At 71.6% G+C, this 19,995-nt stretch carries 12 protein-coding genes; 4 read left to right on the top strand and 8 right to left on the bottom strand.

Annotated elements, in window-relative coordinates; translation table 11 throughout:
- Window positions 1-235 precede the first annotated feature (235 nt).
- From OG787_RS23020 to OG787_RS22985, 8 genes are all read right to left on the bottom strand, one after another.
- Entirely contained in the window at window positions 236-2,566 is a 2,331-nt protein-coding gene (locus tag OG787_RS23020; RefSeq protein ID WP_405536239.1) for a VWA domain-containing protein, read from the bottom strand.
- 155 nt (window positions 2,567-2,721) lie between these two features.
- Window positions 2,722-3,291 carry a Pycsar system effector family protein gene (locus OG787_RS23015; RefSeq protein WP_369030153.1) on the bottom strand — a complete coding sequence of 190 codons (570 nt, stop codon included), beginning with the start codon at window positions 3,289-3,291 and terminating at the stop codon, window positions 2,722-2,724.
- On the bottom strand, window positions 3,281-4,465 hold the full coding sequence (locus OG787_RS23010) for a hypothetical protein (protein WP_405536238.1): 1,185 nt from the start codon (window positions 4,463-4,465) through the stop codon (window positions 3,281-3,283). The genes OG787_RS23015 and OG787_RS23010 overlap by 11 nt, the downstream gene beginning before the upstream one ends.
- Window positions 4,458-6,932 carry a hypothetical protein gene (locus OG787_RS23005; protein ID WP_405536237.1) on the bottom strand — a complete coding sequence of 825 codons (2,475 nt, stop codon included), beginning with the start codon at window positions 6,930-6,932 and terminating at the stop codon, window positions 4,458-4,460. Before OG787_RS23005 ends, OG787_RS23010 begins: the two co-directional genes overlap by 8 nt.
- Entirely contained in the window at window positions 6,929-7,651 is a 723-nt protein-coding gene (locus OG787_RS23000; protein ID WP_405536236.1) for a hypothetical protein, read from the bottom strand. The genes OG787_RS23005 and OG787_RS23000 overlap by 4 nt, the downstream gene beginning before the upstream one ends.
- Before the next feature lie 105 nt (window positions 7,652-7,756).
- Complete coding sequence (locus OG787_RS22995; RefSeq protein ID WP_389356302.1) at window positions 7,757-8,461, bottom strand: Crp/Fnr family transcriptional regulator; 705 nt, start codon at window positions 8,459-8,461, stop codon at window positions 7,757-7,759.
- 367 nt (window positions 8,462-8,828) lie between these two features.
- Window positions 8,829-10,031: an IS110 family transposase gene (locus tag OG787_RS22990; RefSeq protein WP_405534951.1), complete on the bottom strand. Its 1,203-nt coding sequence runs from the start codon at window positions 10,029-10,031 to the stop codon at window positions 8,829-8,831.
- A 356-nt stretch (window positions 10,032-10,387) separates the two neighbouring features.
- On the bottom strand, window positions 10,388-13,642 hold the full coding sequence (locus OG787_RS22985) for an FG-GAP-like repeat-containing protein (RefSeq protein WP_405536235.1): 3,255 nt from the start codon (window positions 13,640-13,642) through the stop codon (window positions 10,388-10,390).
- Between the two features lie 216 nt (window positions 13,643-13,858).
- Between OG787_RS22985 and OG787_RS22980 the strand changes: the two genes are divergently transcribed.
- The 4 genes from OG787_RS22980 (at window position 13,859) to OG787_RS22965 (ending at window position 19,861) form a co-directional block, all read left to right on the top strand.
- Window positions 13,859-14,356: a GntR family transcriptional regulator gene (locus tag OG787_RS22980; RefSeq protein WP_405536234.1), complete on the top strand. Its 498-nt coding sequence runs from the start codon at window positions 13,859-13,861 to the stop codon at window positions 14,354-14,356.
- Between the two features lie 4 nt (window positions 14,357-14,360).
- The gene (locus OG787_RS22975) at window positions 14,361-15,293 is read left to right on the top strand and encodes an ABC transporter ATP-binding protein (RefSeq protein WP_369030328.1); all 933 of its coding nucleotides are present in this window, start codon (window positions 14,361-14,363) and stop codon (window positions 15,291-15,293) included.
- On the top strand, window positions 15,290-16,366 hold the full coding sequence (locus OG787_RS22970; protein ID WP_369030160.1) for an ABC transporter: 1,077 nt from the start codon (window positions 15,290-15,292) through the stop codon (window positions 16,364-16,366). Before OG787_RS22975 ends, OG787_RS22970 begins: the two co-directional genes overlap by 4 nt.
- Before the next feature lie 144 nt (window positions 16,367-16,510).
- Window positions 16,511-19,861: a S8 family peptidase gene (locus tag OG787_RS22965; RefSeq protein ID WP_405536233.1), complete on the top strand. Its 3,351-nt coding sequence runs from the start codon at window positions 16,511-16,513 to the stop codon at window positions 19,859-19,861.
- The last annotated feature ends 134 nt before the right edge of the window (window positions 19,862-19,995 follow it).

The following is a 19,995-nucleotide window of genomic DNA, read 5'->3' as shown; positions in this document are numbered from 1 at the left end:
TTACGGCTGGGCCGCGTGTTGGTGCTCGGTGCGTTTGTGGGTGGTTCTGGTGCGGCGCCGTGGGGGCTGGTCGCGCGCACGCGGCGGTAGCCGCACATGCAACACAGCCCCGCGCCCCTTTCGGGGCGCTGCGCGCCTCCGAGTTCGTCGCGCCCGCGCGGCGGAGCCGCAGATCGATGCAGCCCCGCGCCCCTGAAGGTGCCTGCGGCCCTTCAGGGGCGCTTCGGGAACCGCTTCACAGGTACGTCTGGTCGTAGGCGTTCGTGCTGTCCTGGCCGCCGGGGTTGGTGCCGGGCGTGGTAGCGGCGGGAGCCGAACTGCCCTTCTGTCTACGTGAGTTGCGGGTTTCCTCGCCCAGGGCCAGGCTCAGGCCGTCGGTCAGCTGGACCGGGATGGCCGCCGACAGCGGGGTTCGGCCGCCGTCGCGGCGGCGCAGCACCGCACCGCCGTTGGGGTTGCGCCGGACGGCGTACGGGCCGTGTGCGCGGCGCTCGATACGGGGGCTGATGTGGGCCTCGGCGACGCCGAACTCGTACCACTGCTTGTGTCCGTGTCCGGCGACGTGCTCGCCCGGCAGCGGCTCGCCGTGCTCGTCGAGGAGCCGCAGCACCAGGCCGTGCGGGTCCCGGCGGGCGCGGCGCAGCCGGATCAGGGCGAGGACGGCCGCGACGGCCAGGGCGATCAGGACGGCGGTGGCGAGGAACGCCCACCAGAACCGGTCCCAGATGCCGGGCTCCGGCGTCACGTCCACCGACAGCGGGGACTGTACGAGGGTGAGGTCGCCGTCAGTGGTGTCGACGACGGTGACGTTGCCCGCGAGGGACAGGCCGTCGTCGGTGAGCCGGTCGCCGAAGACCGCGGCCGGGGCGACCTCGACGGTCACCTTGCGGGTCGCGGACTCGCCTGCCTTCAGGGTGAGTTGGGCCGGGGTGACGGTGAGCAGGCCCGCCTTGACGTCGGTGACCGACAGCTTCAGGGTGCGCGGGGTGTCGCTCGTGTTGTGGACGGCCAGCGTGCCCGTGACCCTGCCGCCGGGATGCGTGTCCCCCTCGGGGATGTCGAGCGCGGTGGTGACGGGCAGTTCACCGGGGGCGACCTGGCCGTCCTCGCTGCGGGTGTCGGCGCTCAGGCCGGCGGCGGTCAGTGTGGCGCTCACCTTCAGCGCGCCGGCGGCGTCCGCCGGGATCTCGGCGGTGCCGGTGAACGAGCCGTCGCTCGCCTTCGCGTCCTTGCCCTTGCCGTCGTCGGAGAGGGTGAGCGCGAGCGGGGTGAAGCCGTCGCCGGTCAGCTCGCTCGTGACGCGCAGCCCCTCGTAGTCGCTCGGGTCCTTGATCTGGTAGCCCTCGCGGGTCTGGACCCGCATCGTCACCGTGACCTCGTCCCCGGCGCGCGGGGAGGGCGGGTCCATGCTGATGGCGCCGCCCAGTTCGCCCTGCCACAGCACGCTCACGGCGACCGGAAGCGAGCGGTGCCCCTCCGGGGCCTCGGCCTTCACCTTCCACACGCCGGGCAGCGGGTCGGTGATCTTCAGCGCCTCCACGGTGCCGGTGCCGCCCGCGAGTTCGAAGCGGGAGTTCTTGTGCGTCCCGGACGTCGCAACCTTGTCGCCGGCCGGGTCGGTGTAGGTGATCCGTACCTCGGGGTCGCCCTTGTCGACGACGATGCTGCCCACGGTCGCCAGCGGGGAGATGCCGATCTCGAAGGTCGTGGGCGGGCGCTCGGGGGCGGGGCCCTCCTCGTGGCGCATGCAGTGGGCGGCGGCGAAGATCCGCTCCAGGGTCGTGCCGACCTTCTCGGACCCGCCGACCAGCTCCGCCTTCGGCGTCGCGGAGGGCAGTTCGACGCAGCCCTTCTGGTAGCCGCCCGCGGCGATCCGGGCGAGCTGCTTCTCGTCCGGCTTCGGCCCGAAGCCCAACGGCCAGATCTGCACGCCCTGTTCGGCCGCGTCCTTCAGGGCCAGCGTCAACTGCCGTTCGCCCTCGGCCTTCCGGTGGGCCGGGTCGCCGTACTTGGGGCTGTCCTCGACCTCCATGATCCCGTCGGTCAGCAGGAACAGCACCCGGGGCTCCGACGGGTCGGTGCCGTTGGTCAGTTCGTGCACACCCTGCCGGATCGCGCTCGGGAAGTCGGTGCCCGTGCCCTCGCCCGCCTCGCGCTTGCGGAGCTTGCCGACACAGGCGCCGATCGTCTCCCGGCCCGCCGCGTCCAGCGTCGTACGCGGGCACACCGGGTCCACGGCGCTCTGGCCCCCGCCCTCGGCGGCGGCGAAACCGAACACCGTGACATGGGAGGACGAGGACACGTCACCCAGCGCGATCCGCGCGGCGGCGGCCTTCTCGGCGGCCATGTCCGCGTCGGCGAGGCTGGCCGACTCGTCCACGGCGACCGCGTAGTTGACCGCCGGGAAGGCCGGTTCGGTCTCCGCCACCGGTACGGCGTCCCCGCCGGAGGGCCGACCGGTGGGCGTCGACAGGGACATGAGCACCGCGGCGGCGCCCAGCACGGCGAGCGCGGCACGGCGCGCCCCGCCCTTTCTTGTCTCGCGTACTCCGTTGACTCGTCCCACGGCCGTCCCCTGTTCCCCGTTTTCCCGTTTCCGGTGTTCCTGGATCGTCGCTACTGGGCGCGCACGGGTTCCGTCGTGCGCGCGGATACGTCCTTATGGGTGAACTTCCTGACTTCGGCGCCCCTCGCCGACGCCTCAGCGCTCCCGCCCCCGCCTCAGCGCGCCGTCATGCTCCACGCCAGGGCCAGCACCGCCGAGGGCGCGAGCGAACCCACCCCCCAGCGGATCGCCCGGTACTTGGCGGAGAGGATCGCGCTGACGTCGACGGCCTGGACGAGCAGCCAGCCCGCCGGATCGCGCCCCGCCTCGGCGACCCGGGCGGCGAGCCCCGCGAGATCGCGGCGGGCGCCCACCAGATCGCCGAAGTACGTCACCCGGGCCTGCCCCTGCCGGTCTTCCCGGACCGTGCCGGTGCGCGGCATGAGCGCCGCGACCAGCGCGGTCACCGAGACCGCCCAGAGCAGACCGGCCAGGACCAGCGTCACGTCGGCGGGCCCGTGCCAGCCGGGGGCGCCCTGCCAGCCGATGAGGAACGCGGGCAGTGCGAGGGTCCCCGACAGCAGCACCGCCGCCTTCGAGTCCGCCCGCCCGAGGTCCTCCCTGATGGTGCCGAGCAGCCGCTCCGCGACGCGCTCGCTCACGCGTTCCCCGGAGCGGTCGGGCCCGTGCCGACCCCCGTACGGCTCGGGCCCGACCTGCCCCCCGGTCCCCCCGTCACCGGTCATCGGGTGTCCCTGACTTCGGCCTGTCGTCGCCGCCGTCGCTGCCGTCCGCCCAGTCCCAGCCGTCGTCCCGGGGGCGCTTGCGGCGCGGCGGCTCCGGGGCGGAGTCGTCGTCGGCGTAGGGATCCGCCTGGTACGGATCGTGGGCGTCGGCGGGCCTGCGCCGGGCGCGGGCGGGCGGGTCGTCCGACACCCAGTCCGGAGTGAACGGTTCGGCGGAGGACGCCTCCAGCTCGGGAGCGGCCCTGCCGTTCCGGCCGTTCCTGCGGGCGGGCAGCGAGCCGATGGGCCCCTGGACCCCGCCCATCCGCCCCCGGTTGAGGAGGGAGAGCGCCTGCGCCTCGACGTCGTTGGACTGGATCTGACCGCTCTCGACCATGTCGAACAGCCGGTCGACACGCTCCCGTTCGTCCTGCCGGCCCTCCTGCCGGATCTTCTCCAGGAAGTCCTTCGCCTCGGTCGGCTCGGCCGCCAGCATGTACGTGAGCTGCTCCAGCTCCCCGCCCTGGAGCATGGCCCGGAACCGCTCCTGGTGCACCTTCGTCACCTCGGCGGAGGCGTGCGCGTCCCGGATGCCGTTCATGTGCTCGATGGCCCGGTCGTCGACGCGCAGCCGGACGTACAGCCGTACCTTCAGGCCGAGTTCGGTGCCCAGTTCGCCCCACCGTCCGCCCGTGCACTCGCGGGTGATGGCCCGGTTGGCCTGCTCGGCCTCGTGCACCCGGTAGGTCGAGGTGACCTCGTGCAGCCGCTCCAGGACGGGGGCGGTGAGCCGCTTGGCGATGTCCGTCACGACCTGGACGGCGGCCAGGTGCGGGTCGTCGACCGTCCAGTGGATGTCCACCTCGGCCTTGAAGAAGCTGGTGCCGCCGGCCGCGGGCAACTCCATCTCCAGCGGCGTCTGGTAGGTGCCGAGCGCGATCTCGCATACGGTGTGCGGCCGGGCCAGCACCGGCTTGTCCACGTGCCGGGTGCCGGTCACGGTGATCACGCTGTAGCCGCCGTTGCGGTAGAAGCGCACCAGCGCCGTCTGGGCGCTGATCGGCGGCTGGGCGGCGGTCGGCGGGTACTCCTTCAGGAACGGACCCGCCGGACCGGCGGCGGCTCTGCGCGCCTTCAGCCGCTCCTTCGCGCGCGCCTCGCCCGCCCGGGCCCGCGCGGCGTCGTTCTCAGCCATGGCTTCTCTCCTCCTGGCCGCTCCGGGTCCGCCGGTCGACGGCGAGCCGCCACAGGGAGCGCGCCCGGGCGTCGGGCAGCGGATCGTCCGGATCGTTCATCATTCGGCGCAGCAGCCAGTCCAGCCGCCGCCGGTCGGGTTCCTCGGCGGCCAGTGCGGGCAGCAGCGCCGCCAGCCCCGGCCGGGTCCACTCGGCGCCCTTCTTGCGGACGGCGGTGCGCAGCATGCGCTCCAGCGCGTCCATGGCGACGTCCTTCGAGCGGGCCGTGTTGAGCGCGGTCCACAGCAGGTCCGCGACGGGCAGGGCGAGTTCGGGCCGGGTGGCGGCCAGGGCGAGGGCCAGCGGCCAGTCGCCGCGTTCGCCGAGCGCGGGCTCCGGCTCGTCGATCAGCAGCTTGTCCACCCGGGTCTCGGCGAGCCAGATCGTGGCCGCGAGCCCGAGGGTCTGGTAGCCCTCGCGCTTGTGCTGGGTCCAGTCGGCCATCCGCCGCAGCACTTTCGCGGTCCGCTCGCTGTCCGGGAGCGCCAGCAGCCGTACGACGTTGAACGCGGCGGCGGCCCGCAGCGACTGCTCCGCGTCCTCGCGGATCCCGATCCGGGCGAGGGCGTCCAGGGCGTCGTCGACGGTGTCCGCGCAGTTGCCGTAGCCCAGCGCCGCCGCCGCCGTGGAGCGCTGGGTCCAGGTCGCCGACCGGCTCCAGTCCTCGACCAGTTTCCGTACGGCCTTGCGGTGCGAGGGGTGACCGGCCGCCTGGTCCAGCATCGTGGCCGCGAACAGCCTGCGGTGGGCGGTGCCCTCGGCGAGCGGCCGGACCAGTTCGGCGAAGCCGTGGTCGAAGTCCCGTACGCACAGTTCCCCGGCGGCGACCGCCGCGCGCACCCACACCTGGGGCCGCTGGTCGTCGGCCAGCAGCCGCAGCCAGCGCACCACGGGCGCCCGTACCGGGAAGTGCCGGTCCCACAGCTCGGCCAGCACCGCCGACGGCAGGGCGCCGCCCCGGTACCAGATCAGCCGCGCCGCGACCTCCGCGCCGGCCACCTCGACCTGGCCGTCGGTGAGTTCGGCGCGCGAGAGGGCCAGGTCGGCCACCGGGTCGTCGCAGAACAGGGGGCGGGCCGGGGTGTGGTCGGGGTCGCACTGGACGGACAGTTCCCACGTCAGCAGATGCGCGGCGGAGGCCACCGCGCTGTGCGAGGCCCCGCCGAGCACGGCGAGCGCGATCCGGAACGCCACGGGGTGGAACAGGGCGGCGGTGCCCGGCCGTTGGTCGCTCCCCGCGCCCTCCTTCCTGCCGTCGGCCGGTGCGGTGAGCGCCCGGTCCACCCCGGTGAACCACTCCTGGGCCTGCTCGGCGGCGAGGCTGCGACAGCCGGCCAGCAGCTCCTCGTACGACAGGTCGCCCAGCAGCCGCCCGGCCAGCAGGGAGGCGAGGAGTTCGGCCTCGGCGGGGCGCAGGTCCTTCAGCCCGACCGCGTCCACGACCTCCGCGCGCTCGGCCAACTCCTGGGCACGGTCGAGGAGTTGCTCCATGCTGAGGGCGCTTTCGGGGGCGGCGGCGACATGGTCCTTTATCCGTTGCCCCAGCCGTTCCTCCAGCCGTTCCCGCAGCCGGGTGGTGAGCAGTTCCTCGGTGGGCGCGGGCGGGCAGAGCATGCCGTAGCGGCCGGCGAGCAGCGGGCCCGCCGTCGAGCCGACGGTGACGACGAGCACCGCGAAGGACTCGAACCGGGCCAGGGCGGTGGCCAGTTCGTCGAGGTCCATCTCGTCCGGGGGCAGTACGCCGGGCCGGGTGAGGGACAGTTCCAGCAGATAGCCGGTGCCGGGCGGGAACTCGTCGCCGCTGCCCAACTGGGCGGCCAGCCGACGGATCCCGCCGTCCGGGTCGACGCGGCGCACGCCCGATCCGGCGGTGACCTCGGCGAGCAGGGAGAGCGCCGTGCTCGTACGGCCGGTGCCCGGGGCGGCGCCGAGCACCAGCAGACTGCGGGCGTTCAGCGCGTTGCGCAGCCGTACGTAGCCGTCGGGGACCACGTGCGCGCGGCGGAGCCTGCGCAGCTCGTCCTCGGGCACGGGACCGCTGCGCAGGGCGGGGCCGCGCAGGCGGGAGTCGGTGCCGAGGAAGATGTCGCCGAAGTGGGCGCTGCTGATGAAGGAGCGGTCGACGCTGGTGAGGTCGCGGCCGGCCTCGAACAGGGTCCGGGTGGCGCGGCGCGTACGGGAGGCGGCGGCGAGGTCGGTGGGGGCGTCCTCGCCCTGTTCCTCGGCGAAGGGGGCGCGGGTGTACTCCTTGAACCGCTCGGCGGCGAGTTCCCGTTCCTTCTCTTTTTCCTTCTCCTTCTCGTCCCGGTCGCTGTCCTCTTTGTTTGTTTTGTCTTCTTTCTCTTTCTTGTCTTCTTTGTCTTCGGGGACCTCCTTGTTCTCGGGAGGCTCGGGGGTGTCGTCCGGCTGCGGGTCGTCGTCGCTCACTTGTCGTCACCGCCGATGCGGACGTCCCGGTGGAAGGTGCTGCCCTGGATCACGGAGATGTCGCGCCCGGCGGTGTAGGTCCTGCCGGAGTCCACGACCGGGGCAGGTGTACGAGGGGAGGAGGCCGCCGCCGCTCTGCCCGGCAGGTGGAACCAGGCCGTCGTCTCGCCCTCCTTGAGGGTGAGCCGGGCCGAGGTGTAGCGCTCCGGCTCGATGAACTTGCCGCCGCCGCGCACCACGTCCTCGTACAGGGAGTTCGAGGTCACCAGGACGAGGTCGGCGCCCTCGGCGTCGAGGAGTTCGCGGGCGGCGGCGGAATCGGCGAGGCGGCAGGCCAGGTCGACGGCGCGTCCGCTGATCCCGTGCTCGTCGTGCCGTACGGGACCGACGTGCATGCCGATCCGCAGCCCCAGAGGCACCTTCAGGGCGCGGTTCTCGTCGCGCAGGTTCTCGTGCAGCTCGACCGTCCACAGCCCGAGCAGCCGGGTCACCGGGATCTGCGCGGACACCGAGAGCAGGACGCCGTCGCCGCGGTCCTCCATGTGTACGGCGTCCCGGGCCACCTTGGCGTGGGTGAACGCCGTCTCCACGACCCGGTATATCCGGGCGCGCATCCGCGGCCTGTCGATGTCGTCGTACTGCCCGGAACGCCGGGCGTCGACGCTGATCACCAACTCGTAGCGCGCTTCGGAGAGATCCATGGCGTCGCGGTCGTCCACCCCGTGCCCCCTTTGGTGCTGTTCGATCGTCGTTCGGTCGCCCCTTCAGATTCGGGCCCGGGGCGGGGGCCGTCTGTAGCCGTTTACACACGGCGGGCCGGAGATTTACGCGCTCTCCGCGTGCCCGTCGGCGAGGAGGGCGAGCAACTCGGGGTCGAGGATTTCCACGACACGGTTGCCGGTCCGCACTATCTGCTGGGTGCGCAGCAGCCGCAGGCTCTTGGCGACGGCTTCCCGGGTGGCCCCTATGCTCGCGGCCAGCTCGTCCTGGGCGAGCTGCACGACCGAGGATCCGGCTGGGACGTACGGGGAGCGGGGTGCGCCGCCCGACCCCGACAGTTCGGTGAGCCGGCCGGCCAGGCGCTGGAGCACGGTGAGGGAGGCGAGCGCGGACCGTTCCTGGTCGGCGCTGCGGAGCCGGAAGGTGAGCTGGCGTATCACCAGCCCGCTCACCCGGGGATGCTCGGCGAGGAACCTGCGGAAAGCGTCCCCCGATATGACCTGGGCCTGGGTCGGCCCCAGCGCGCGGACGGTCGCACTGCGCGGATGCGGGTCCAACGCGGCCATCTCGCCGAGGAGTTCACCGGGGCCGCGGAGCCCGAGGATCAGCCGGGTGGCGCCCCGGTCCGTCGCGACGGAGACGGTCACCCAGCCCTTGACGAGTATCAGGACGTGGCTGGATCGGTCGCCCTCGGTGAGGAGATGGGCGTCGGCCGCGAAGTGCTTCGGGTTGCCGAGAGCCATGACGCCCTCGCGCTCCTGGGCGGTCAGCGACTGCGCGAACGCCAGCTCATTGCCTAGCAGTCCCATGGCACGCCCCCCGCCGCGTTCCGGACCCCTGGTCTTGCGATGGCGTTGATGGTGACAGAGCGAAGTTCTGGCCTGAGCGGATCACGCCATATCGGGTGTACCGACCGGTAATTCATGTATGGGCACGTAAACCGCCCGGGGACCCGGAATCCCTGCCCATACGGCCCCTGCGGGCAAACCCCCACCCCGACCACGCGGACCAGGCTTCCCCCGGAGGACCCTCAGGTCAGCCCCACCACTCGAACGACCGTCCACCACAACGCAAGGAACCGGCCGGATGCGTCGTACTTGGCGAAAAATCAGGTTTCCGGTGCGGAAGTGGTGATGGGGGTGTGGTGGTGAGGGGGGGGTGCCTCTATGTCTTTCGTCAAGCGAGGCGTGGGGTTCTGGGTTCGTAGAAGGTGCCGTCGCGGAGCATGGCGAACAGCACGTTGATCCGCTGGCGGGCCAGGCGGAGAAGTGCCTGGGTGTGGGTCTTCCCGCGGGCCCGGCATTTGTCGTAGTAGGTGCGGGAGGCGGGATCGTGCAGGGCGGCGAACGCGGACAGGAACATCGCGCGTTTGAGCTGCCGGTTGCCGCCTCTGGGTGCGTGTTCGCCGTGGATCGAGGTCCCCGACGACTTGGTCGTGGGGGCGAGGCCGGCGTAGGAGGCCAGGTGGGCGGCGGAGGGGAAGCTGGTGCCGTCGCCGACGGTGACCAGCAAGGTGGCGGCGGTCCTGACCGCGACCCCCGGAATCGAGGTCAGGACCGCGGAAAGAGGGTGCGCCTCCAGCAGCTGTCCGATCTGTGCTTCCAGGGCTCGTCGTTGTTCGTGGACGGCCGCGAGCGAGCGGGCCAGCGAGGGGATCACGAGGTCGAGGGTGCCGGTGCCCGGGACCACGACGGTCTGCTCGTCGAGGGCGTCGAAGACCTCGTCGATCAGCCGGGCAGCCATGCGCGGGGCCTTGGGCCGGATCACCTCAACGAGCCTGCGGCGACCGGCCTTTCGCAAGCTGGCCGGGGATCCGTAGCGTTCCAGCAGCCAGGTCACGGCGGGGTGGTCCAGGCGCGGGCCGAGGACGCGTTCCAGGCTGGGGTGGAACTGGGTGAGCAGGCCGCGTATTCGGTTGCTGGTGCGGGTGGCCTCGGCCGCCAGGTCCTGGTCGAAGCCCACGAGAACGGTCAGTTCGGCGGTGATCTCGTCGGTCAGTGCCAGCGCGCGCAGGGTGTGCGGCATGGTCCGGGCGGCGTCCGCGATCACCGCGGCGTCCTTCGCGTCGGTCTTCGCCTCGCCCGGATACAGGTCGGCGATCCGCCGCATGGACAAGCCGGGCAGATAGGCGACCTTGCAGCCCGCGTCCCGGGCGACGGTCAGTGGCAGGGCGCCGATCGAGGCGGGCTGGTCCACGATCAGCAGGACGGTGCCGAACTTCGCGGCCAGCTTGTCGAAGACGGCCCGCAGTTTCGGTTCGCTGTTGGGCAGCGGTTTGTCGAAGACCTTCTTGCCGGCCGGGGTGAGCCCGTGCCCGTGATGGGTGCTCTTGCCGACGTCCAGGCCGAGGAAGACGCCCACGTCGTCGATGTCGTCCAACCCATCCTCCTGAACGGGGTTCGTGCGGTGCTGGCCAGGGCGTTGGCGTCGTATGCGCGCATCCACGTTATGCAGACCTGCCGCCCGCAAGCGGCCGGGCGTTGCACCAGGCCAGGCGGTAGTCGGACCTCTCATCAGCGTCTCCAACGGCGCCTCTCGGGCCCGGTGGCACCACCCCCCAGGTCATCGGTTCGACAGGGGGGAACAGCCATGCCGGGCCCGGAGGCCAGCGGTCCTCTTGCAGGACCGCGAAGAAGATAACGGGGGCCGCGGGGGCGGGACGGTGAGGAGACGGGAGCGGCCCGGCAGCCCCTCGTAGGGGACTGCCGGGCCGCGTGGGTGTAGGTCGACTGGCCTTACATGACGGCCTTGTAGCCCTGCCAGCCCGTCGCGATCCGGGTACGCGGGCCGAACGTGCCCTTCCCGGTGCCGTTGTTGCGCCATACGTTCCCGGCGGTGTCCCGGGACACGAGGTCCGCGCGGCCGTCGCCGGTGAAGTCGCCCACGCCGACGACCACGTTGTAGGGGGTGCCCCAGTCGTTGGCGATCTTCACCCGCGCCTTGAAGGCACCGGTGCCGGTCCCGTCGAACCGCCACAGCTCGTTCGACTTGTCCTGCGCGACGAGGTCGCCGCGGCCGTCGCCGTTCAGGTCTCCGACGCCGACGATCTTCTTGTAGCCGGTCCAGCGGGCGCCGACCTTCACGCGGGCGGAGAGCTTGCCGGTGGCGGTGCCCTTGAAGAGGAAGACGTCCCCGGTCGAGGCCTGGCGGGCGACGAGGTCGGGCCGCCGGTCGCCGTCGACGTCACCGGGCGAGGTCAGCACGTCGTACTGGTTCCAGCCGGTGCCGAGCGCGGTGTACGGCGTCGAGGGCGTCGCCGCCTTGCCGCAGGCCGGGCGGTACGCGCGCAGGGCGCCGTTGCTCAGCCGGACCAGGACGTCGTTGCAGCGGTCGCCGCTCAGATCGCCGTACGGTACGAACTTCGCGCTGGTCGGCCAGCCGGTGCCGGTGATCTTGGCGCCCAGGGTGCCGGTGCCGGTGCCGCGCTGGACGGTGAGCGTGCCGTTGGCGGAGAGGGTGAGGAGGTCGCCGACGCCGTCGCCGCCCGCGTAGTCGCGGGGGGCCGCCGAGCCCGCCGTCACCTTGGTGGTGCCGGAGAGGGTGAGGGAGGCGCCCTGGCCGTCGGCGGGCTTCGCGGTGAGCGTCCAGGTGTAGGTGCCGTTGGCGACGAGCCGGCCCGCGGTGTCCTTGCCGTCCCAGGCGGCCGTCAGCAGACCGCGCGCGGCGGAGCCGGAGAGGGTACGGACGGTGGCGCCGGACGCCTTGTCCCGGACGGTGACCTGCCAGCCGGCGGCGGGTTTGGACAGCCACCAACTGCCGGACCAGCCGGTGGAGTTGGGGGTCATGGTCGAGTCGATCGCGGTCAGCGCGGAGGCGGGGATCCCGGTCGGCACGATGTGGACGCGCTGCTCGTCGTCGGCGTGGGCGACGGGGCCGCCGAAGCGGTCCACGGTCCAGGTGGTGCGCGCCCCGGTGTTGTCCCGGCCGAGGTCGGTCCAGTCGGCGAGCTTGCGGCTGGGCAGGTCGGTGTAGACGCCGCTGGAGGGCAGTCCGCCGTGCAGGTCGATCAGGGTCAGGCCGCTGTTCGACTGCGTGCCGGTGACGCGCTGGACGAGGTAGCCGTCGCCGAGGAGGACCTGGCCGGCCGGGGCGGTGACGGTGCGCTTGGCCGTGCGGTCGTAGATCCCCGAGCCGCTTACATCGCCGGAGTTGTTCAGGCAGGTCCAGTACACCCAGCGGCCCACGGCCTGGAGGGTGGACGGTGTGCAGCCGTTGGGCGTGGTGAAGGACTCGACCGCGGTGCCGGCGGGGAGCCGGGTCGCGGTGACCTTGCCTCCGGTGGCGGCGCCGCTCCACAGGGTGTTGCCCCAGACGGCGGCGGCGACCCGGTCGCGTTCCTGGAGGACCTTTCCGGCGGCACCGGCGGGGAACTCACCGATGTACTGCCGGCCCGAGGAGGCTCCGTCGACGATCGCGTACCGCCCGGAGAGGTCCGTGAGCTGGGGGGAGCTGTCGTTCGTGTCGAGGGTCGGGCCCCAGTTGGCGGCCCCGTTGGCGTACAGCATGGTCAGGTCGGACTCGGTGGCGTCACGGCGGCCGTGCAGACCGGTGCCGTCGGCGAACATGGGGATGCAGCGGTGCTCGCTGCCGGAGCAGTAGCCGTCCCATCCGCTGACCAGTCCGTCCACGGTGGTCCTGGCAACGCCCGGAACGGTGCCCTCGGCGGGTGTGGTGAGCCAGGTGCTGCGGTACGCGCCGAGGATCGTGCCTGGTGCGTACATCGTGCTGTTGTCGGCTGTGGTGAGGATGCCGCTGCCGAGGGAGAGGCCGCGGATCTGGGCGGGGAACGGCTCGACGGCGGTCAGCCGGGTACGGGTGACGGAGCCGTCGGCGGCAGGCGCGACCCGGTACACACCCCAGTCGAGGTCGCCGCGCTCGACGTACCGCTCTGCGCCCGCCACGAGGATGGAGCCGTCGGGTGCCTGGACGAGCTGGTGGGCGGCCGGATCCATGACCTTCGTCGTGTCCGTGCCGTCGGAGGCGAGGGCCCAGAGGGGCTGGCCCCGGTACAGGTCGTTGCCCGGCCACACCGGTTCGACGCCGAGCAGCGTGTCGCCGACGATGCCGAACGCGGCATCGGAGCTGAAGGAGGCCGTCTCGACGGTACGAGGTGGGGCGGTCAGGTCGCCGCGGTCGTACACGTCCGTCTTGCCTCGCCCCGGGCGCAGCCGCACCACCGAGTCGGTGCCCAGTCGGAAGCCGGTCACCTCCCAGCCCCCGTCGGAGGAGTCGGCCCGGTCGGGCAGTGCGCCGAACACGCCGGTGGCGAGGTCGACGATGCCCCAGTGACCCCAGCCGTCCTCGTTGTCACCTGTGCTGAAGTGGAGGATGACGGACCGTGCGTCGCCGTCCTCGACCACGATGTTGCCCGCGCCGTCCGGCAGCCCGGTCACCGGCGTCTCGGTGACCCCGCCCCCGTCCTGGACACGCCACAGCTGATAGGCGTTCGGGTTCCCGTTCCTGCCGCTGGTGCTGGTGAGGACGGTGTCGCCGAAAGTGCCCTGGTAGTCGTGGTATTCGGGCACAGGCACCACGTCGGCGCCGCCCGAGGCGCCGTCGCCGTGGAGGAGGGTGACCTGGTCGTCCTCCTCCGAGTACAGGGCGACGGTGTCGGAGCCGTCCCCGTACCAGCCCGGGTGGAACGAGGCGTACTCGCCGCGGAAATAGCCGTTGTCGATGTCGTACTCGACCGGCGCGGGCAGCCGCTGCTCCAGCGCGGTGGTCGCACCGGTGGCGTACGACGTCCACAGCAGCCGGTCGTCGCCCTCCTGCGCCCAGAGGAAGCCGCTTGCCCCGGCGTTGAGGATCTGCGTGGCCCGGGGAACGGCACGCGGGGCGGCCGGCAGGACGAGTTCTCCGGCCGCGGCGACCGCGGAGGGCGCCGCCGACGCGGGCAGGGCGCTCAGCGGAAGGCCGAGGCTCAGTGCCACCGCCACGACGGCGGTGGCGGTACGGACAGGTCTGTGTCGGCGTCGGCCGGGTCGGGCCACCGTTCCTCCAGGGAAGGCAAGAAGAAGGCGCGGCGGGAACGTACGTACGACAGCGCCCTGACTTCTCGCTCGGCCCCCCGGCCGTCCCCCCATGCGCGTGCGTGACCGAGCGTAACAGCATGCCCATGGCCAACAGTGATCACTTTTCTCTTCCCGAGCCCCGTTGACAATCGCCGTCGCGTCCCTTCATCATCATTCCACTAATCAAGTAGTGGAATGGTGGTGGTGATCGTGGAGTACCGCATCGACAGGCGGAGCGGGGTCCCCGCCTTCCAGCAGATCGTGCAGCAGACCAAGCAGGCCCTGCGGCTGGGCGTTCTGGTGCCGGGTGACCGGCTGCCGACCGCCAAGGACGTCGCCGAGATCAGCGCGGTCAACCCGAACACCACCCTCAAGGCGTACCGCGAGCTGGAGCGCGAGGGCCTGGTCGAACCGCGACCCGGCCAGGGCACCTTCGTACGCCGCACGCTGGCCCGCCCCTCGGCGGGCACCGACTCCCCGCTGTACGGGGAGCTGGTGGCCTGGATGTCGAAGGCGGCCGGGGCCGGTCTGGAGCAGGAGGACGTGGCCGCACTGGTCACGTCGGCGATGGAGAAGCAGTACGCCGCCGGGAACACGCCGGCGGCGGGGGCCTCGACAACGGGGTCCACCACAACGGGGTCCACCACAACGGGGTCCACGGGGGCCACGACAACTAGGAGCACAGGTGAGTGACGGTATGTACGCGGGGGAGCCGGCGCTTGAGGCGTACGGACTGGGGATGCGCTACCGGCGGGGCTGGGCGCTGCGGGACTGTTCCTTCCGGCTCCCGGCCGGCCGGATCTGCGGGCTGGTCGGACCCAACGGGGCCGGCAAGACCACGCTGCTGAGCATCGCGGCCCATGTCCTCCAGCCGACGAACGGCTCGATCAGCCTGTTCGGCGAGGCGCCGGGCTCGGTCGAGTCCGGCCGGCGCACCGCGTTCCTCGCCCAGGAGAAGCCCCTGTTCCGCCGCTTCACCGTGGCGGAGACCCTGCGCCTCGGGCGGGAACTGAACCCGGGCTGGGACCAGCGCGCCGCCGAGGACATCGTCCGCGCGGGCAACGTCCCCTTCGAGGCGAAGATCAACACCCTCTCCGGCGGCCAGCGCACCCGCGTCGCCATCGCCCTCGCCTTCGGCAAGCGCCCCGACCTGCTGCTCCTCGACGAGCCGATGTCGGACCTCGACCCGGTCGTGCGCCACGAACTCATGGGCACGCTCCTCGCGGAGGCCGCCGAGCGCGGCACGACCGTCCTGATGTCCACCCACGTCCTCGCCGAACTGGAGAACGTGTGCGACTACCTCGTCGTCGTCTCCGGCGGCGGAGTACGCCTCGCCGGTGACGTGGACGAGCTGATGTCCGTGCACACCCTGGTCACGGGCGCCAAGGAGGGCGACGGCGTGCCCACCGGCCTCGCGCAGCACACCCTCGTCGAATCCCGGACCAGCGGACGGCAGTTCACCGCGCTCATCCGCCCCGAGGGCCCGGTCACCGGCCCCTGGGAGACGGACGCCCCGAACATGGAGGAACTCCTGCTCGCCTACCTCCGCTCACCCGAGGCACCGCCCCTGATCACCCCCACCGCCCAGGTCCAGGGCCAGGCGTACGGCACCGGGGCGGTGGCGGCATGAGCATCTCCACCAGCAACTCGACCAGCAACTCCACCCCGAAGAACGCCTCTTCCGGCACCTCGACCGACAGCAAGAACGGGACCATGAGCGCGACGACCACCACGGAGGCCACCCGGCGCCCCCGACTCAGCGGAATGACCTGGCTGGTCTGGCGCCAGCACCGGGCCGCCTTCTGGACCATCCTCGCCGCCACCGCGCTCTCGGTGGCGTGGATCGTCTACCAGCGCGGTCAGATGATGGACTTCCTCGACGGCTACGGCTATCCCACCAAGAGCCTCGACGAGGTGGGCAACGAGTTCCAGCAGTACGGCGAGGCGTTCACCTCCGTCTCCACCGGTCTCATGGCGATACCCATCCTGCTCGGCGTCTTCCTCGGCGCCCCGCTGCTCGCGGGCGACCTGGAGAACGGCACGGCCAAGCTGGTCGCCGCCCAGTCCACGAGCCGGACCCGCTGGCTGGCCACGAAGCTGGGGCTGACCACTCTGGTGGTCGTGGTGATCACGGTCGCGCTGTCGGCCGCGTTCGGCTGGTGGTGGAGCCCCGTCAAGTCCGAGGTCACGGTCATGGACTGGACCTCCAACGAGGCGTTCAACACGACGGGCCCGGTGCCCGTCGCCCTCACCCTGCTCTCCGTCATCGGTGGCGTGGCGATCGGTGCGGTGCTGCGGCGCACGCTGATGTCGATGGTGGTGACCTTCGGGTTCACCGTCGTGCTCCAGCTCGTCTGGTCCCACTTCATCCTGTCGCTCGGCAACGTCATCACGGTCACGACGAACAAGGGGGTCATCGCCGAGAACTCGTTCCCGTCGCTGCCCGACGGCGTGTACCAGCTCGACGAGTCGTACATCACCAGCACGGGGAAGCTGCTTGGTTGGAGCACGTGTGCGGAGGGGGATTCGGATGCGGTGCGTGAGGTGTGCCTGAAGAAGGCGGATGTCGTGGGGTGGTCGGTGGACTATCTGCCGATGTCTCAGATGAACGGTATGCAGTGGTTCGGGGCGTCGATTCTGTTCGCCCTGACCGCTGGGATCGCGGTGTTCCTCTTCGTCTGGGGTCGTAAGCGGCTCGTCTGAGTAGTTCTTCGACTGCGGGCCCGGTGGGGGCTGGTCGCGCAGTTCCCCGCGCCCCTATCGGGGCGCCTCCCCCACTCCTTGTTTCTTTGTCCCGTCGGACGGGCTGCTTTGCCGTGCCCGGAAGTCCGGAGAGAAAGGTTTCCCTTGAACCACCGCAACAGACGGGCACGTGAGGCCACGGCCCTCGCCCTGCTCACCGCCGTCGCTCTTACCGGAACCCTGCTCGGGGCGCCGGGGTCGCAGGCCGCGCAGACCGGGAATGGTGTGGCCGGCGGTCTCGGTGAGGCGAAGACAGTCACCCTCGTCACCGGGGACCGGGTGACCCTGGACTCCGCCGGGCAGGTCACCGGTGTACGGGCCGCCAAGGGGCGGGAAGGGATCACCTTTCGAATAGCGCGGGACGCCGACCGGACCCTTGTCGTCCCGCGTGACGCCGAGCGGCTGCTCGCCGACGGCACTGCCGACCGGCGGCTGTTCGATGTGACGCAGCTGGTGAAGTGGGGGTACGACGATGCCTCCCGCGCCGATCTGCCGCTGATCGTGACGTACGCCAAGGGCCGTGCTCTCGCGCCGAGTGCGCTGTCCGCCGCCGGGGCCCGGGTGAGCCGGGACCTGCCCAGTGTGAACGGGGACGCGCTCAGGGCCCGTAAGGCCGAGGGCGCCGAGCTGTGGGAGACGCTCACCGGGAGCGGGGGGTCGGCGCGGGCGATGTCGGCCGCCGCCGACAAGGTCGAGCGGATCTGGCTCGACGGGAAGGTCGAGGCGGCTCTCGACCGGAGCGTCGCGCAGATCGGCGCCCCCGAGGCGTGGGCCGCCGGGTACGACGGCAAGGGCGTCAAGGTCGCCGTGCTGGACACCGGGGTCGACGGCACGCACCCGGATCTGAAGGGCCGTATCGACGCGGCGAAGAACTTCTCCGAGTCCGCGGACACCGTCGACCGGGTCGGGCACGGTACGCATGTGGCCTCGACCGTGGCGGGGTCCGGTGCGAAGTCCGGGGGCAAGTACAAGGGAGTCGCTCCCGGCGCCCGGCTGATCAGCGGCAAGGTGCTCGACGACAGCGGCTACGGCGAGGAGTCCGGGATCATCGCCGGTGCGCAGTGGGCCGTCGCCCAGGGCGCCAAGGTGATCAACCTCAGCCTGGGCGGCCCCGACGGCCCCGGTGACGACCCGCTCGAACAGGCCGTGAACGACCTGTCCGCCTCCTCCGGCGCCCTCTTCGTGATCGCCGCCGGCAACGAGGGTCCGGCTGCCGGCACCATCGGTTCGCCCGGTAGTGCCGCCGCCGCGCTCACCGTGGGCGCGGTCGACCGTGATGACGCGTTGGCCGACTTCTCCAGCCGGGGGCCGACGGCGGACGGTGCGCTCAAGCCCGACCTCACCGCCCCCGGCGTCGACATCGTCGCCGCGAAGGCCGCCGAGGGCACGGAGGGCGACCCCGCCGCCGACGGTTACGTCTCCATGAGCGGTACGTCGATGGCGACCCCGCATGTCGCGGGCGCCGCCGCGATCCTCGCCGAGCGCCACCCCGACTGGACCGGCGAGCGCATCAAGGCCGCCCTCACCGCGTCCGCCAAGCCGGCCGCCGGTGTGTCGGCGTTCGCGCAGGGCACGGGCCGTACGGACCTCGTCCGCGCCCTCGGCCAGCAGCTCACCACCACCCCGGCCACCGTCGGTTTCGCCACCCAGCAGTGGCCGCACACCGACGACCAGCCGGTCACCGAGACCATCACCTACCGCAACGACGGCGACGCGCCCCTCACCCTCGACCTGACCACCGAGGCGTACGGCGAGGACGGAAAGCCCGCCGCCGAGGGCATGTTCGAGGTCTCGCCGAAGCAGCTCACCGTCCCGGCGGGCGGCACCGCGACCGCGCAGCTCACCGCCGACTCCAGCGCGGGCACGGCCGACGGCGGCTTCGGCGGCTCGGTCGTCGCGACGGACGGGGGCAGCAACTCTGTGCGGACCGGTGTCGGCCTACAGCGCGAGGTCGAGTCGTACGACCTGACCGTCAGGCACCTCGACCTGAAGGGGAAGCCGGCCGGGCGTTCGGAGACCGGGGTGCAGGGGCTGGACAACCAGATCTGGAACGACTACTCGGACGACACGGACGGCGAGTTCACCGTGCGGCTGCCCAAGGGGCGTTACAGCCTCGAAGGCCGTATCGACATCGACACGGGCGCCGACCCTGACGCCGGCAACCTCGCCCTGCTCCTCAACCCGAAGTTCTCGCTCACCCGGGACACCACCGTCGTCATGGACGCCCGCAAGGCCAAGCCCATCCGGATCACCGTGCCGGACAGCAAGGCCAAGCACACCGACGCCACCCTCAACTTCGGGTTCGACATCGACGGGAACCAGAGCACCTCCACGTACCTGATGGGCAGCTTCAGCAAGCTGCGCGTCGGGCAGTTCGGCGCCCGGCTGCCCGCGAACGAGGCGCTCGCGCAGTACAACGGCACCTGGACGCACGGCAGTACGAGCTACCGGCCGGCGATGAACCGGACCGGCGATCTGTCCGGCTTCACCGTGAACCTGAAGCGCGCGCAGTTCGCCAAGATCACGATCGCCGCCGGTGAGCCCGCCAAGGACAAGACGGGGTCGCTCGTCGCGGCGCCCCTCATGCCGGGCGGCTGGGCCGACTTCTACCCGACCGAGTTCTCCCTGCCGGGCAACCTCACCGACTACGTCCTGCCGGGCGTGAAGTGGAGGTACTCCGTCTCGCAGGACGGCGGCAAGGACGCGGACGGCGAAACGGTGTGGGACGCCGGCCAGTGGACGGCGAACCCCCGTGCGTACAGCGCGGGCAAGCAGTACACCGAGCGGTTCAACACCGGGGTCTTCGGCCCGCACCTCACGGGTCCGCTGACGGGCAACGAGGACCGTCCGGGTGCCGTCCGGGTCGGTGACACCTTCATGGCGTACCTTCCTCTCTTCTCCGACGGCGCCGGGCATGTGGGCGACTCCCGGTACAGCAAGGCGAGGAGCACCCTTTACGCGGGCGGCACGAAGGTCTTCGCCATCGACTCGGACCTGGCCGGCGTCTCGTACGAACTCCCCGCCGCCAAGCGCACGTACCGTCTCACCACGGACGTCTCCCGCCCGGCCTCGCTGTCGTCGGTCTCCACCCGCGTCACCGCCGAGTGGACCTTCACCTCCGCGCACGTCACCGGTGTCGGGCAGCGGCTGCCGCTGTCGGCGGTCCGCTTCTCGCCCAAGCTGAGCTTGGCGAGCACGGCCAAGGCGGGTACGCGGTTCTCCGTCCCGTTCACCGTCGAGGGCGCGGCCACCGCACGCACCGCCCGCAAGCTGGCCTTCTCGGTCTCCTACGACGACGGCCGGACCTGGCACGTGGCGAAGGCGGTCGACGGCAAGCGGCTCGACCTGCGCCACCCGGCGAAGGCGGGCACGGTGTCCCTGCGTGTGACGCTCACGGACAAGGACGGCAACACCCTGAAGCAGACGATCAATCGGGCCTACCGCACCATCAAGTAGAGCGAACAGAGCAAGGAGAGAGGCGTCCGGATCGGCTTCGGCCGGTCCGGGCGCTTTCTGGTTCTTACCGGATTCATGACGGCTGAGGGGCCTGACTCACTACAGCTGGGCCGGCAGGGAGAGTTATCGTCCGA

Source organism: Streptomyces sp. NBC_00075 (assembly GCF_045041225.1).
Classification (GTDB): domain Bacteria; phylum Actinomycetota; class Actinomycetes; order Streptomycetales; family Streptomycetaceae; genus Streptomyces; species Streptomyces adonidis.
The sequence above is the reverse complement of the archived record's forward strand: the minus strand, read 5'-3'. Positions and strand labels throughout refer to the sequence as shown.

What these genes read in the sequence shown, in the direction of transcription:
- OG787_RS23015 (WP_369030153.1), bottom strand. Translation starts at nt 3,291, where the DNA reads ATGACCGGTGACGGGGGGACCGGGGGGCAGGTCGGGCCCGAGCCGTAC.
- OG787_RS23010 (WP_405536238.1), bottom strand. Translation starts at nt 4,465, where the DNA reads ATGGCTGAGAACGACGCCGCGCGGGCCCGGGCGGGCGAGGCGCGCGCG.
- OG787_RS22995 (WP_389356302.1), bottom strand. Translation starts at nt 8,461, where the DNA reads ATGGGACTGCTAGGCAATGAGCTGGCGTTCGCGCAGTCGCTGACCGCC.
- OG787_RS22980 (WP_405536234.1), top strand. Translation starts at nt 13,859, where the DNA reads ATGGTGGTGGTGATCGTGGAGTACCGCATCGACAGGCGGAGCGGGGTC.
- OG787_RS22975 (WP_369030328.1), top strand. Translation starts at nt 14,361, where the DNA reads ATGTACGCGGGGGAGCCGGCGCTTGAGGCGTACGGACTGGGGATGCGC.
- OG787_RS22970 (WP_369030160.1), top strand. Translation starts at nt 15,290, where the DNA reads ATGAGCATCTCCACCAGCAACTCGACCAGCAACTCCACCCCGAAGAAC.